This window comes from Blastococcus sp. SYSU D00695 (genome assembly GCF_054050555.1).
Map to the genome: position 1 here is coordinate 1 of NZ_JBJGZP010000037.1, position 13,601 is coordinate 13,601.

14 protein-coding genes are annotated in these 13,601 nt (G+C 74.8%); 4 read left to right on the plus strand and 10 right to left on the minus strand.

Going from position 1 to position 13,601, the window contains the following annotated elements:
• Nucleotides 1–208 precede the first annotated feature (208 nt).
• Nucleotides 209–2,080 carry a 2-oxoglutarate dehydrogenase, E2 component, dihydrolipoamide succinyltransferase gene (gene sucB, locus ACI781_RS17610; protein ID WP_456567424.1) on the minus strand — a complete coding sequence of 624 codons (1,872 nt, stop codon included), beginning with the start codon at nucleotides 2,078–2,080 and terminating at the stop codon, nucleotides 209–211.
• A 61-nt stretch (nucleotides 2,081–2,141) separates the two neighbouring features.
• A complete protein-coding gene (gene lpdA / locus ACI781_RS17615) occupies nucleotides 2,142–3,521 on the minus strand; it encodes a dihydrolipoyl dehydrogenase (RefSeq protein WP_456567425.1) in 1,380 nt (459 codons plus the stop codon).
• 153 nt (nucleotides 3,522–3,674) lie between these two features.
• Here lpdA and ACI781_RS17620 point away from each other — a divergent pair, with 153 nt between their 5' ends.
• Nucleotides 3,675–4,028, plus strand: a complete 354-nt coding sequence (locus tag ACI781_RS17620; RefSeq protein WP_456567426.1) for an oxidoreductase — start codon at nucleotides 3,675–3,677, stop codon at nucleotides 4,026–4,028.
• A 49-nt stretch (nucleotides 4,029–4,077) separates the two neighbouring features.
• On the opposite strand, the gene ACI781_RS17625 is transcribed toward ACI781_RS17620, so the two are convergent.
• The gene (locus tag ACI781_RS17625) at nucleotides 4,078–5,586 is read right to left on the minus strand and encodes a leucyl aminopeptidase (RefSeq protein WP_456567427.1); all 1,509 of its coding nucleotides are present in this window, start codon (nucleotides 5,584–5,586) and stop codon (nucleotides 4,078–4,080) included.
• Nucleotides 5,587–5,665: 79 nt separating this feature from the next.
• Here ACI781_RS17625 and gcvT point away from each other — a divergent pair, with 79 nt between their 5' ends.
• Nucleotides 5,666–6,784 (plus strand): glycine cleavage system aminomethyltransferase GcvT, encoded by a 1,119-nt coding sequence (gene gcvT / locus ACI781_RS17630; RefSeq protein WP_456567428.1) that lies wholly within the window; start codon nucleotides 5,666–5,668, stop codon nucleotides 6,782–6,784.
• A 4-nt stretch (nucleotides 6,785–6,788) separates the two neighbouring features.
• On the opposite strand, the gene ACI781_RS17635 is transcribed toward gcvT, so the two are convergent.
• The 4 genes from ACI781_RS17635 to ACI781_RS17650 are packed head-to-tail and all read right to left on the minus strand — an operon-like array spanning nucleotide 6,789 to nucleotide 9,077.
• Nucleotides 6,789–7,925 (minus strand): YihY/virulence factor BrkB family protein, encoded by a 1,137-nt coding sequence (locus ACI781_RS17635; RefSeq protein ID WP_456567429.1) that lies wholly within the window; start codon nucleotides 7,923–7,925, stop codon nucleotides 6,789–6,791.
• Entirely contained in the window at nucleotides 7,925–8,248 is a 324-nt protein-coding gene (locus ACI781_RS17640) for a DUF4235 domain-containing protein (RefSeq protein ID WP_456567430.1), read from the minus strand. Before ACI781_RS17640 ends, ACI781_RS17635 begins: the two co-directional genes overlap by 1 nt.
• Nucleotides 8,245–8,640, minus strand: a complete 396-nt coding sequence (locus ACI781_RS17645; protein ID WP_456567431.1) for a DUF3618 domain-containing protein — start codon at nucleotides 8,638–8,640, stop codon at nucleotides 8,245–8,247. The genes ACI781_RS17640 and ACI781_RS17645 overlap by 4 nt, the downstream gene beginning before the upstream one ends.
• A complete protein-coding gene (locus ACI781_RS17650; protein ID WP_456567432.1) occupies nucleotides 8,637–9,077 on the minus strand; it encodes a phage holin family protein in 441 nt (146 codons plus the stop codon). Before ACI781_RS17650 ends, ACI781_RS17645 begins: the two co-directional genes overlap by 4 nt.
• Before the next feature lie 121 nt (nucleotides 9,078–9,198).
• Here ACI781_RS17650 and ACI781_RS17655 point away from each other — a divergent pair, with 121 nt between their 5' ends.
• On the plus strand, nucleotides 9,199–9,417 hold the full coding sequence (locus tag ACI781_RS17655) for a hypothetical protein (protein WP_456567433.1): 219 nt from the start codon (nucleotides 9,199–9,201) through the stop codon (nucleotides 9,415–9,417).
• A 21-nt stretch (nucleotides 9,418–9,438) separates the two neighbouring features.
• On the opposite strand, the gene ACI781_RS17660 is transcribed toward ACI781_RS17655, so the two are convergent.
• Complete coding sequence (locus ACI781_RS17660; RefSeq protein WP_456567434.1) at nucleotides 9,439–10,422, minus strand: aldo/keto reductase family protein; 984 nt, start codon at nucleotides 10,420–10,422, stop codon at nucleotides 9,439–9,441.
• A 25-nt stretch (nucleotides 10,423–10,447) separates the two neighbouring features.
• Nucleotides 10,448–11,050, minus strand: coding sequence for a DUF3043 domain-containing protein (locus tag ACI781_RS17665; protein WP_456567435.1), 603 nt, complete (start codon nucleotides 11,048–11,050; stop codon nucleotides 10,448–10,450).
• A gap of 144 nt (nucleotides 11,051–11,194) precedes the next feature.
• On the opposite strand from ACI781_RS17665, the gene ACI781_RS17670 reads away from it, so the two are divergent.
• Entirely contained in the window at nucleotides 11,195–11,542 is a 348-nt protein-coding gene (locus ACI781_RS17670) for a HesB/IscA family protein (protein WP_456567436.1), read from the plus strand.
• 117 nt (nucleotides 11,543–11,659) lie between these two features.
• Here ACI781_RS17670 and asnB read toward each other — a convergent pair whose 3' ends face one another.
• On the minus strand, nucleotides 11,660–13,594 hold the full coding sequence (gene asnB, locus ACI781_RS17675; protein WP_456567437.1) for an asparagine synthase (glutamine-hydrolyzing): 1,935 nt from the start codon (nucleotides 13,592–13,594) through the stop codon (nucleotides 11,660–11,662).
• Nucleotides 13,595–13,601: the final 7 nt, after the last annotated feature.

Here is a 13,601-nt window from a genome sequence, read left to right on the forward strand (position 1 = left end):
CCCCCCCCGGCCCCCTGCCGCGCACCGTAGCCAGCGCGGGCCCGGTCCGCCCCCGACCCCCCCCGCCCCCCCCCCCCCCCCCCCCCCCCCCCCCCCCCCCCCCCCCCCCCCCCCCCCCCCCCCCCCCCCCCCCCCCCCCCCCCCCCCCCCCCCTGGCCCCGTCCGGGCCCCACGCCGGGCGAGGCGCGAGGAGGACGGGTTCCTTCCGTCAGGCGAGGCCGAGCTCGCCCTCGAACTGGCCGGCCTCCAGTCGCTCCCGCACCGCGGTGAGGAACCGGGCGGCGTCGGCGCCGTCGACGATGCGGTGGTCGTAGGTGAGGGCCAGGTAGACCATCGAGCGGACCGCGATGACCCCGCCGAGGTCGGGGTCGCTCACCACGACCGGCCGCTTCACCACGGAGCCGGTGCCGAGGATCGCCACCTGCGGCTGGTTGATGATCGGCGTGTCGAACAGGGCGCCGCGGCTGCCGGTGTTGGTCAGCGTGAACGTCCCCCCGCCGAGCTCGTCGGGGCTCACCTTGTTGCTGCGGGTGCGCTCGGCCAGGTCGGCGATCTTGCGGGCCAGCCCGCCGATGCTCAGGTCGCCCGCGCCGTGGATGACCGGGACCAGGAGGCCGCGGTCGGTGTCCACGGCGATGCCGAGGTTCTCGGCGTCGTGGTAGGTGACCGTGCCGGCCTCCATGTCCACCGACGAGTTCACCGACGGGAAGGCCTTGAGGGCCTCGACGGCGGCCTTGGCGAAGAACGGCAGGAACGACAGCTTCACGCCCTCGCGCGCCTCGAAGTCGCGCTTGGCCCGGGTGCGCAGCGTCGCGATCCGCGTGACGTCGGCCTCGACGACGGTGGTGAGCTGGGCGCTGATCGCCAGCGACTCGACCATCCGCTGGGCGATGACCTTGCGCAGCCGCGGCATCTTCTCGGTGCGGCCGCGCAGCGAGGTGTCGGGCTGCGCCGCGGGCGAGGGGGTGGCGGAGCGGGCCGCCGGGGCCGCCCCGGCCGTGGCGGCCGGCGCGGGCGCGGCCTGCTCGGCCGCCGCCAGGACGTCCTGCTTGCGGATGCGGCCGCCCACGCCGGTGCCCTGCACCGTCGACAGGTCCACGCCGTGCTCGGCCGCCAGGCGCCGGACCAGCGGGGTGACGTACTGGCCGCCGCCGTCGCCGCCCGACGGGGCGGAGGACCGGTCACCGGTGGCCGCGGGGGCCTGCGGCGCCACCGCCTGGGCGGGGGCGGGGGCGGTCGTGGGGGAGGTGGACGGCAGCGAGCCGCTGGACCCGTAGTCGGCGCCCGGGGCCTCGGTGGCCGGCTTGGCCGTCGGGGTCTCCTCGCGGGGCTCCGGGGCGGCCTGCTGCGGAGCGGGCTGCTGGGGAGCGGCCTGCTGTGACTGCTGGGGAGCCTGCTGCGGCGCCGGGGCGCCGCCGTCCGCGCCGCTGCCGATGACGGCGAGCTGGGCGCCGACCTCGACGGTCTCGTCCTCGGCCACCGTGATCGACAGCAGCGTGCCCGAGACGGGGGCGGGGATCTCGGTGTCCACCTTGTCGGTGGAGACCTCCAGCAGCGGCTCGTCGGCGGCCACCTCGTCGCCCACGGCCTTGAGCCAGCGGGTGACCGTGCCCTCGGTGACGCTCTCGCCGAGCGCCGGCATGGTCACCGGCGTCCCCTCGCCCCCACCCGAGCCGCCGTTCGAGCTGCTGTCGCCCGAGGGGGCGGGGGCCTCGGCGGCGGGAGCGGCCTGGCCGGCGTCGGCGTCGGTCGCCGGGTCGGCGTCCTGCACCTGCTGGTCGGGGGTCTGCGGCGTGGTGTCGGCGTCCTCGGCCGAGGACGGCGCGGCGCCCGCCCCGTCGCCGTCCCCGCCGATGAGCGCGAGCTCGGCGCCCACGTCCACCGTCTCGTCCTCGGCCACCAGGATCTTGGTCAGCACGCCGGCGGCGGGGGAGGGGATCTCGGTGTCGACCTTGTCGGTCGACACCTCGAGGAGCGGCTCGTCGGCCTCGACCCGCTCGCCCTCCTGCTTCAGCCATCGAGTGACCGTGCCCTCGGTGACGCTCTCGCCCAGGGCGGGCATGGTGACGGTCGTCGGCATCGGTGCGGGGCTCCTTCTGTGGGAACGCTGGAGAACGGCGGGGTGGGGGCGGTGCGGGAGGTCAGCCGTGCACGTGCAGCGGCTTGCCGGCCAGCGCCAGGTGCGCCTCGCCGAGGGCCTCGCTCTGGGTCGGGTGCGGGTGGATGAGGCTGGCGACGTCGTCGGCCTCGGCCTCCCAGTTGTAGATCAGCTGGCCCTCGGCGATGAGCTCGCCGACGCGGCTGCCGACCATGTGGATGCCGACGACGGGCCCGTCCACGGCCTGGATGAGCTTCACCGCGCCCGAGGTCTTGAGGATCTGGCTGCGGCCGTTGCCGCCCAGGTCGTAGGTGAGGGTCTTGACCTCGCCGTAGCGCTCCTTGGCCTGCGCCTCGGTGAGCCCGACGGAGGCCACCTCGGGGTCGGAGTAGGTGATCCGCGGGACGCCGGCGTAGTCGATCGGAGCCGGGTTCAGCCCGGCCACCCGCTCGGCGACGAGGATGCCCTCGGCGAAGCCGACGTGGGCCAGCTGCAGGGTCGGGATCAGGTCGCCGACGGCCGACACGGTCTCCAGGTTGGTGCGGCAGTACTCGTCCACGAGCACGTACCCGCGCTCCATGGCGACGCCGGCCTCCTCGTAGCCCAGGCCCTCGCTGACCGGGCCGCGGCCGACCGCGACGAGCAGGATCTCGGCCTCGATCTCCTTGCCGTTCTCCAGGGAGACCTTCACGCCGTTCTCGGTCTGCTGGACGCCGGAGAAGCGGCTGCCCAGCTCGAAGGCGATCTTGCGACGGCGGAACGCGCGCTCCAGCAGCTTGGAGGAGGACTCGTCCTCCAGCGGCACCAGGTGCGGCAGCGCCTCGACGATCGTCACGTCGACCCCGAAGGACTTCCAGGCGCTGGCGAACTCGCAGCCGATGACGCCGCCGCCGAGGATGATCGCCGAGGCCGGCACGCGGTCGAGCTTCAGGGCGTGGTCGCTGGTGATGACCCGGGTGCCGTCGATCTCCAGGCCCGGCAGCGACCGGGCGTAGGAGCCGGTGGCCAGCAGCACGTGCCGGCCCTCGTAGGTCTGGCCGTCCACGCTGACGGAGGTGGGAGAGGCCAGCCGGCCCTCGCCCTCGACGTAGGTGATGCCGCGGCTCTTGATCAGCCCCTGCAGGCCCTTGTACAGGCGGCCGATCACGCCGTCCTTGTAGGCGTTGACCCCGTCCATGTCGATGCCGGCCAGGGAGGTCTTGACGCCGAACTGCTCACCCTCGCGGGCGAGGTCGGCCACCTCGCCGGCGTGCAGCAGGGCCTTGGTCGGGATGCAGCCGTTGTGCAGGCAGGTGCCGCCGACCTTGCCCTTCTCGATCAGCACGACGGACAGGCCGAGCTCCGCGGCACGCAGTGCGGCGGCGTAGCCACCCGAGCCACCGCCGAGGATGACCAGGTCGGCGGGGGAGGTGGGTGCGCTCACGAGTGGCTCCTCGAGTTCCTGCGGTCCCCTGTCGCTCGGACGGGGGATGGGCGACCCCATCCTGCCACTCCGGGAACGGCTGGGCCGGACGCCCCGTTGGTGTCCTCGGGCGTGCCTCGGCACACCGGGCGACCTGCGGACGGAGGCGGCGCGATGGGGCTCTTCGGGCGGTTGCGCGGCGGCAGGGGCGGCGGAGCGGCCGGGCGCCCGGACCGTCGCGGCACCCTGGACCGGGCCTCGGTCCGGGCCGACCTCGGCCACCTGGAGCAGTTCGTGGCCAGCCGGCGCGGGGTCGAGGGCTACGTGGAGCCGCGCACGGCGGTCACCGAGACGACGATCCTGCTCGTCGCCGCCGACGGCGAGTGGACCCGCCGGCGCATCGCGGGCCCCGACGTGGCCCGCCGGCTCTCCCGCGACCTGGGCATCCCCGTGTACGACGCGCAGGTCACCGGCTACCCGCAGCGGATGCGCGACTGGAGCGCGCGGCAGCGCACCAACCGGCTCTGACCCGGGACCGTGCTCCCGCCCGGGGCGGCAGCACGGTCCCGCGGCGTCGTCAGGCGATCGCGTCCTCGATGGCCGCCAGCAGGGTGCGGACCGGGACGCCCGTCGCGCCCTTGGGGGTGTGCCCCCACGCGCCGCCGGTGTTGTAGCTCGGCCCCGCGATGTCGATGTGCGCCCACGGCAGGCCCGCCGGCACGAACTCGGCGAGGAAGTGCGCCGCCACCAGCATCCCGCCCATGCGGTCGGCGTTCGCGTTGACCAGGTCCGCGATCGGCGAGTCCAGGCCCTTGCGCAGCTCGGCCGGCATGGGCATGGCCCACATCGGCTCGCCGCTGCGCCGGCTGGCGGCGACGACGGCGTCGCGCAGCTCGTCGGTGCCCATCACGCCGGCGGTGCGGCTGCCCAGCGCGACCAGCTGCGCGCCGGTCAGCGTCGAGGTCTCGATCAGCAGGTCGGGGGAGTCCTCCGCCGCCCGGACGATGCCGTCGGCGAGGACGAGGCGGCCCTCGGCGTCGGTGTTGGTGATCTCGGCCTTCTTGCCGTTGCGGAAGGTGAGGACGTCGCCGGGGCGGTAGGCGGTCCCGCTGGGCAGGTTCTCCGCCATCGGCACGGTGGCCGTCACCTCGACCGGCAGCCCCAGCCGCGCGACCAGGCACACGGTGGCGATGACGGCGGCGGCGCCGGCCATGTCGCTGGTCATGTGGTGCATGTTCGCCGCCGGCTTGATCGACAGGCCGCCGCTGTCGAACGTGATCCCCTTGCCGACCAGCGCGACCTTCCGGCGGGCGCGCTTGCCCGAGTAGGTCAGGCGCAGCAGCCGGGGGCCGCGGGCCGAGCCGCCGCCCACCGCGAGGATGCCGCCGTAGCCGCCCGCGGCCAGCGCCTTCTCGTCCAGCACCTCCACGGACAGGCCGGCGGCCTTCCCTGCGGCGGCGCCGCGGGCGGCCAGCTCGGCCGGGTACAGGTCGTTGGGCGGGGTGTTGACCAGGTCGCGGACCAGGGTGACGGCGTCGGCGACCGCCCGGACGCGCGCCAGCGGCGCCTCGGCCTCGCGGGCGTCGGGGACGACGACCGTGAACTCCCGCGGCGGCGTCGGCCGGTCGGCGGGCAGGTCGGAGCGGTAGGCGGTGAACTCGTAGGCGCCCAGCAGCGCCCCCTCGCCGACGGCGTGCAGCCGCTCGGCGTCGGGCGTGCCGCCGACCGCGGCCAGCAGGCTGACGACCGACCCGCGCCCGGTCAGGGCGCGGCTGGCCGCACCGGCGGCGCGGCGCAGTGCCTCGGGGGCGTAGCGGCCCTCGGCGTCGGGGGCGCCCAGGCCGGCCACGGCGACCACCGGGAAGGGAGCCTGACCGAGGGTGGCCACGCGGGTGACCTCGTCCTCCCCGCCGCGGGCACCGAGGTCGGTCAGCGCGGGCAGCAGTCGGCCGCCCAGCAGGCGGTCGACGGCCTCGGCGCCCGGCGTCGGCAGCGGGCCCGACGGGCCCCGCCCCACCCCGACGACGACGGCGTCCCCGGGGACCTTCTCGAGCGGGCGGTCGGTGGCGGTGATGGTGGGCGGCACGTCGCCGATACTAGGAGGACCCCTCTCCCCGCGTGCTCGCCGCGGGGACCGGCCCCCGGAGGCGCGTTAGCGTGCGCTCGTGACTGCGCGGACCTCGCCCCTGCACGAGCGGCACGTCGCCGCCGGCGCGAAGCTGGCCGACTTCGGGGGCTGGTCGATGCCGATCGAGTACGCCGGCGGCGGGGTGCTGGCCGAGCACGCCGCCGTGCGCGAGGGGGTCGGCCTGTTCGACGTCTCCCACCTGGGGACGGCGACCGTGCGCGGCCCCGGGGCGGCGGCCCTCGTCGACTCGTGCCTGACCAACGACCTCGGCCGGATCGGCCCCGGGCAGGCGCAGTACACCCTGTGCTGCGTCCCGAACGGGGAGCCGCAGGCCGGCGGGGTGGTCGACGACCTGATCGTCTACCTGCACGGGGACGACGACGTCCTCCTCGTGCCCAACGCCGCGAACGCCGCCGAGGTCGTCGCGCGGCTCGCCGACGCGGCGCCGGCGGGGGTGACGGTCACCGACCGGCACGCCGACGTCGCCGTCCTGGCCGTCCAGGGCCCGCGGTCGCCGCAGGTGCTGTCCCTGCTCGGCCTGCCCGGCGAGCTGCCGTACATGGCCTTCGTGACCGGCACCGGTGGCGGCGACGCGGAGGTGACCGTCTGCCGCACCGGCTACACCGGGGAGCACGGCTACGAGGTGCTGGTGGCCGCCGACCGGGCGGCCGAGCTGTGGGACCAGCTGGTCGAGGTCGGGTCGGACGAGGGGCTGCGGCTGTGCGGGCTCGGTGCCCGCGACACCCTGCGCACGGAGATGGGCTACCCGCTGCACGGGCACGAGCTCTCCCGCGCGATCACCCCGAACCAGGCTCGCAGCGGCTGGGCGGTCGGCTGGCGCAAGCCGGCGTTCTGGGGCCGGGAGGCGCTGCTGGCCGAGCGGGAGGCCGGTGCCGCCCGGCTGCTGTGGGGGCTGCGCGCGACCGGCCGCGGGATCCCGCGGCCGGGCATGCCGGTGCTCGGGGCGGCGGGGGAGCGGATCGGCGAGGTCACCAGCGGGACGTTCTCCCCGTCGCTGCGGACCGGGATCGCCCTGGCCCTCCTCGACACCGCCGCCGGCGTGGAGGAGGGCGCGGAGGTGTCCGTCGACGTCCGCGGCCGTCCGCAGCCGGTCACGGTCGTGCGGCCCCCGTTCGTGGAGTCCCACGTCCGGTGAGCGGTCACCGCTCCGGGTGCGACTCCTGGGTCGGCTCCGGGGGGTCGGGCAGCGTGTCGGCCACGGTGGCGTCCCGCTCGCCCATCGGCATTGGTGGCCCCTCCGTGGTGTCCACCGCGGTCTGGTGCTCGGCCTCGGAGTTGATCTCCGCCCCGAGCAGCACCAGGTAGCAGGTCAGGTACAGCCACAGCATCAGCACGATGACGCCGGCGATGGCGCCGTAGGTCTTGTCGTAGGACCCGAAGTTGCCCACGTAGAAGCTGAAGCCCAGGCTGACCAGCGCCCAGATGACGGTCACGACGATCGCGCCGAGGCTGACCCACCGCAGGCGGGGGGCGTCCCGGTCGGGCGCGACGCGGTACAGCACGGCCAGCGAGCCGGCGAAGACGGCGAGCAGCAGCAGCCACCGCACGACCTGCGCGAGCACGGTGCCGACCACGCCGAGGGGCAGCGCGTCGAGGACCGCCGGCACGACGGCGACCAGCGTGAAGGTGACCAGCACGAACACGATCGCGCCCAGCGTCAGGCCCAGGGCGAGGGCCTTGCGCTTCACGAACCCGCGGGTCTCGACCTCGTCGTAGGCGATGTTGACCGCCGAGATGACGTTGCCGGTGCCGCCCGATGCCGACCACAGGGCGGCGAGCACGGAGACCACCAGGCTCACCGAGAGCGCGCCGCCGCTGTTCTGGGTGATGGCGGTGAGCTGCTCGCCGATGAGGTCGGCGGCGCTGGCGGGCAGCTGGCCGGCGAGGTCCTCCACCTGCTGGGCGACGGTCTCGGGGGAGGCCACGAGCCCGTAGAGGGAGATGGTGGCGATCAGCGCCGGGAAGATCGCCAGGAACGCGAAGAACGCGACGCCGCCGGCGATGATCGGCATGTTGTCGGCGTTGTGCTCGGCCCAGGCCCGCTTGACGATCTGCTTCCAGCCCCGCGCGGGGATGCGGGTGGGGCGGTCGGCGTGCATCCCGGGCAGCTCCCCGGGCCCCGGCGCGCCCGCGGGCGGGCGGGTCGGGTCGGCGGCGGGCGCGCCCCGTGCGGTGCGCTCCGCCGCCTCCCTCGCCGCCGCCCGCCGGGCCGCCTTCTCCTCGACCCGCTCGCGGATGCGGTCGACGGCGCTCTCGCGCGGCCTCGTGCCGGTCATCAGTCGCCGGGCCAGCTTCCGGTCAGCTTGGTGAAGCCGCGGGCGCCGGCCCGGTCGATGGCGGCCTTGGTGGCGGCGAAGATCGCGCCCTGCAGGGCCGCGGCCAGCACCACCTCCCGCATCCGGTACTCGCTCTGCAGCGCGCCGGGGGCGTCGTCCTCGTTCGCGACCAGCTTCCACACCTGCTTGAACACCGCGCCGGACACCATGCCGGCGGCGATGCCGCCGAGCAGGCCGATGGGGCGGTACAGCAGCTTGCTGCCCTTGCTCTGCTTCGTGATCTCGCCGGTGCTCGTGTTCCTGGCCAGCTTCTTCGTGCTCACGTCGCCCTCCTGGCGGCCCGGCGGGCCCTCGTCCTGGTCTTCCGGGCCACCTTCTCAGCCGCGGCCCGGCGCGCGGCCAGCACCTTCGCGTGGCGCTTCGCGTCCCGGCGGCCCTGGCGACGGGCGCGGCGGACGTCGCGGGTGCGCCGGCGCCAGACGAGCAGCCCCAGCAGGGCGACGACGGCGGCGCCCGCACCGATCACGGCCGGGGGGCTCTCCCGGTAGGTCTCCACCGCGGTGTCCTTGGCGCGGGCGGCCCCCTCCTTGGCCCGGGCAGGCACGTCCAGGCGGGCGCTCAGCTCGTCGACCGTGCGGCCCAGCTGCGCGCGGGTCTGCTCGATCTCGGCCTTGATGGCGTCGGGGTCGGTCGGATCGGGCGCGGGGGTGCTCATCGGGAAGCCGCCTTCTTGACCGTGGCGATGTCGGCCTTCGTGCTGGCGATGGCCTGGGTGGGGACGGGCGGGGAGCCCTGCTGCACGTCCTTCTTGCCGAGCAGTGCGAGCACCCCGGCGACCGCGAGCAGCACGACGGCCACGACCAGCGCGGCCAGCCAGGCGGGGAGCACCTCGGCCAGCCCGAGGACGGCGGCGCTGACGAGGACGGCGACGCCGAAGAAGGCGACCAGGCCGGCGCCGCCGAACAGGCCCGCCCCGACCCCGAGTCGCTTGGCCTTCTGGGTGACCTCGGCCTGCGCGAGGCGGGCCTCGTCGCGCACGAGGGTGCTGATCTGCTCGGTGAGCCGGCTGATCAGCTCGCCGGTCGACGCGTCCTGCGGGGCGGGCGGGGGCGGCGTCGCACGCGAGGCGCCGGTGGGGGGCGGGGCGGTCATCGGTCCTCCGGGTCGGGGTGGTCGCTGCTGCATGCCCGCGCGGGCAGCCGCCGTAACGCGCGGGTGATCACGCCGCGGTCGCGACGGGCCGCGGGGGCGCGGGATGGCTAGCCTCGGCGCCATGACCTGGACGTGGCGCCTGGAGGACCCGGCGGGGCAGACGGTGGACCCGGCGTCGGTCGGCATCACCCCGCCGCCGGCGGAGAACCAGGGGGACGCCGAGTCCTGGCTCGGGGAGAACTGGCGACAGCTGCTGACCCGGGGCGTGCACGCCGTCTCGCTGTTCGACGGCGGGACGCGGGTGTACGGCCCGATGGGCCTCGCCCCGGACGAGCGCTAGCGCCCGCCCGGGGCGGGGCCGTCAGCCCCGCGAGGTCTTGGCGGGGTCGCGCTCCACGACGTCGCCGAGCACCTCGTCGATGCGGGCGAGGACGTCGTCGTCCAGGCGCACCCCGGCCGCCGCCACGTTCTGCTGGACCTGCTCGGGGCGGCTGGCGCCGATGATCGCGGCGGCGACGTTGCGGTTCTGCAGCACCCAGGCGACCGCGAGCTGCGCCATCGACAACCCGACGTCGTCGGCGACGGCGCGCAGGCCCTGCACGCGGGTCAGGACCTCGTCGCGCAGGAAGCCGCGCATCGACCCGCCGACCTCGGTGTCAGCTGCCCGGCTGCCGGCCGGCGGCTGCTCCCCCGGGAGGTACTTGCCGGTGAGGACGCCCTGGGCCAGGGGCGACCAGACGATCTGGGCGAGGCCCTCGCGCTCGGACGTGGGGACGACCTCGTCCTCGATGACCCGCCACAGCATCGAGTACTGCGGCTGGTTGCTGATCAGCTGGATGCCCAGGTCGCGGGCCAGCGCCGCGCCGGCGGCGATCTCGTCCGCGCGCCACTCGGAGACGCCGACGTAGAGGACCTTGCCCTGCCGCACCAGGTCGGCGAAGGCCGTCATCGTCTCCTCGAGCGGGACGGACGGGTCGTAGCGGTGCGCCTGGTACAGGTCCAGGTAGTCCGTCTGCAGCCGGCGCAGCGAGGCGTGGCAGCTCTCGATGACGTGCTTGCGGGACAGCCCGCGGTCGTTGCGGCCCGGACCGGTCGGCCAGTAGACCTTCGTGAAGATCTCCAGGCCCTCGCGGCGCTGCCCGGCCAGCGCCCGGCCCAGCACGGACTCGGCGCGGGTGCCGGCGTAGACGTCGGCGGTGTCGAAGGTCGTGATGCCCGCGTCGAGGGCGGCGGCCACGCAGGCGTGCGCGGCGTCCTCCTCCACCTGCCCACCGTGGGTGAGCCAGTTGCCGTAGGCGATCTCGCTGATGGTCAGGCCGGACCGGCCCAGGCGTCGGTACTCCACGGACGGCGACGCTATCCGCGGCCGGTCACACCTGCTGGCCGACCGCCACCTCGGGCTTGGGGAAGCGCCAGCGGCGGATCATCGTCGACCGGCTGATGCCGTACCAGACGACGCCCTTGGTCGCCTTCTGGCCGTCGGGGAAGCGCTCCCGCACGGTGCGGGTGATCCGGCGGCCCAGGAGGACGGAGTCGCCGATGAGCACCAGGAAGAAGGCCATCCACATCAGCATGACGATCCCCTGGAACCGCGGCACGATGTAGCTGAGCAGCAGGAACGCGGCGAACGGCAGGAACAGCGAGCCGAGGTTGCGGCGGGCGTCGACGACGTCGCGCACGAGCTTGCGGACCGGACCGCGGTCGCGGGCGGGCAGGTAGGAGTCGTCGCCCATCGCCATGCGCTCGCGGGCGCTGGCGCGACGCGCGGCCTGCTGCTCGCGCATCCGCTTGTAGGCCTCCTTGCGCGTCGTCGGCGGCGGCGGAGGCGGGCCGGGGCGGCGCGCCTGGGCCTCGCTGCGCTTGGGGGTGGGCCGGCCCTTGCCGGCCGTCCTGACCAGCTCGGCGGTCAGGTCGGCGGCCGTGTCGGGCGCGGCCTCGGCGCGGTCCCGGCGGCCGGGCAGGCTGAACTTCACGCGTCCGAGTCTACGTGGGGACGTGCACGTCACCCGCCCGCCGCGGCGCGGCGCCGTACAGTGGGAAGAGGACCCGCTGCGGCGGTGTTGGCCCGGAGCGGGACTGTCGCTACGGGCACCCCTCGGACGTGGGAGGACACGAACATGACGGTGCAGGACACCACGGCGACCGGTGTCGTCCTGAGCGACCCGGCGGCGGCCAAGGTCAAGGCGCTGCTGGACCAGGAGGGTCGCGACGACCTGCGACTGCGGATCGCCGTGCAGCCGGGTGGCTGCTCCGGGCTGCGCTACCAGCTCTTCTTCGACGAGCGCTTCCTCGACGGTGACCAGACCTACGACTTCGACGGCGTCGAGGTCATCGTCGACCGGATGAGCGGCCCCTACCTCGGCGGCGCGGTCATCGACTTCGTCGACAGCATCGAGAAGCAGGGCTTCACGATCGACAACCCGAACGCGACCGGCTCCTGCGCCTGCGGCGACAGCTTCAGCTGATCGGAGGACCCCGTCGCCCCCCAGGACACGCTCCGCGCGTCCCGGGGCCCTGCGACGGGGCCGTTCCAGGAGTGACGGAGGCCCGGTCCCCTCGCGGGGGCCGGGCCTCCGTCGTCCTCAGAGGCTGACCGGGTAGACCGTCTCGGGGATGACCGGGGTGATCCGCTCCTCGACGAAGATGCCGTGCCACACCATGAACACCAGCACCTCCCAGACCTGACGGGCGATGCGCTTGCTCGGCACCGGCTCGGTGCGCAGCCGGTCGAGCAGGCCGAGCACGTGGGCGCGGTCGAGCCACTCGTCGGTCTGGCTGCCGGTCACGATCGCCCGCGCCCACTCGTGCAGCGGGCCGGCGAGGAAGTCCGCCGTCGGCACCGGGAAGCCGAGCTTGCGCCGGTTCATGATCCGCGGCGGCACGATCTGCGCCATCGCCTGGCGCAGGGCGTACTTCGTGGCGTCCCCGCGCCGGGGCACGCGCTGCTCCACCGGGAGCGAGGCGGCCAGCGCGAAGACCTCGGTGTCCAGGAAGGGCACCCGCAGCTCCAGCGAGTGCGCCATCGTCATCTTGTCGGCCTTGACCAGGATGTCCCCGCGCAGCCAGGTGAAGAGGTCCACGTACTGCATCGCGGTGACCTCGTCGTAGCCGGCCTCGCGGGTCCGCCGGTACAGGTCCTCGGTGACGGCGACGTGCGACAGGTCCGGGTCATGGCCGGGCAGCAGGGCGGCCAGCTCGTCGTCGCGCATGTTGCGGGCGTTGCCGTAGTAGCGCTGCTCCAGCGGCATCGAGGCCCGGCGCAGCAGGTCCTGCCCGCGCACGCCCTCCGGCAGGAGGTCGGCCAGCCGCGCCATGGCCCGGCGGCCCGCGGGCGGCAGCTTGGACGCCCACGCCAGGCTGATCGGCTCGCGGTAGATGGTGTAGCCGCCGAACAGCTCGTCGGCGCCCTCCCCGGACAGCACCACCTTGACGTGCTTGCGGGCCTCGCGGGCCACGAAGTACAGCGGCACGAGCGCGGGGTCGGCGACCGGGTCGTCGAGGTACCAGACGACGGTCGGGATGGCCTCGGCGAACTCCTCGGCGGTGATCTCGACCGGCACGTGGCGGACGCCGAGGATGCTCGCGGACTCGGCGGCGATCTCGATCTCCGACTGCGCCTGCCGCTGGAAGCCGACGGTGAACGTCATCAGGTCCGGGTTGTAGCGGTGGGCGAGCGCCGCGATCGCCGTCGAGTCGATGCCGCTGGACAGGAACGACCCGACGGTGACGTCGGCGCGCATGTGCTTGGCGACCGACTCGTCCAGCGCGTCGGCGATCCGCTCGTAGAGCTCCTGCTCCCGGCCGGCGGGCACCGGGCGCGGCGCCCAGGCCGGGTGGAAGTAGCGGCTGGTGTGCAGCTCGCCGTCGACCACCGTGAAGCTCGTGCCGCTCTCGATCCGGCGGATGCCCCGGTGCAGCGTGGCGGGCTCGGGGACGTACTGCAGCGTCAGGTAGTGCTGCAGCGACGCCGGGTCGACGCCGCCGGCCGCCGCGCTGCCCCCGAGGAGCTCCAGCACGGCCTTCTTCTCCGAGCTGAAGACCAGCCCGCCGTCGGCCAGCCGCGCGGTGAACAGGGGCTTGATGCCGAACGGGTCCCGCGCGCCGAAGGCGGTCCGGGTCTGGGTGTCCCAGATGACGAAGGAGAACATGCCGCGCAGCCGGCGGACGACGTCCTGGCCCCACAGGTGGTAGCCGGCGACGATCGTCTCGGTGTCGCCGTGCGTGTGCAGCTCCGCGCCGGCGGCCCGGAGCTCCTCGCGCAGCTCCACGTAGTTGTAGATCTCGCCGTTGAACAGGATCCGGTACCGGTCCTGCGCGTAGGGGAGGGGCTGCGGGCTGCCCTCGAGGTCGATGATCGACAGCCGGTTGAAGCCGAGGACGACGTGGGGGTCCGACCACACGGCCGTGTCGTCGGGACCGCGGTGGTGCAGGCAGTGCAGCGCGGCGCGGACGTCGTCGACGATCGGCTCACCGACCCGGGCGGCGTCGGTGGACAGGTAGGCCAGCAGGCCGCACATGGGAGCA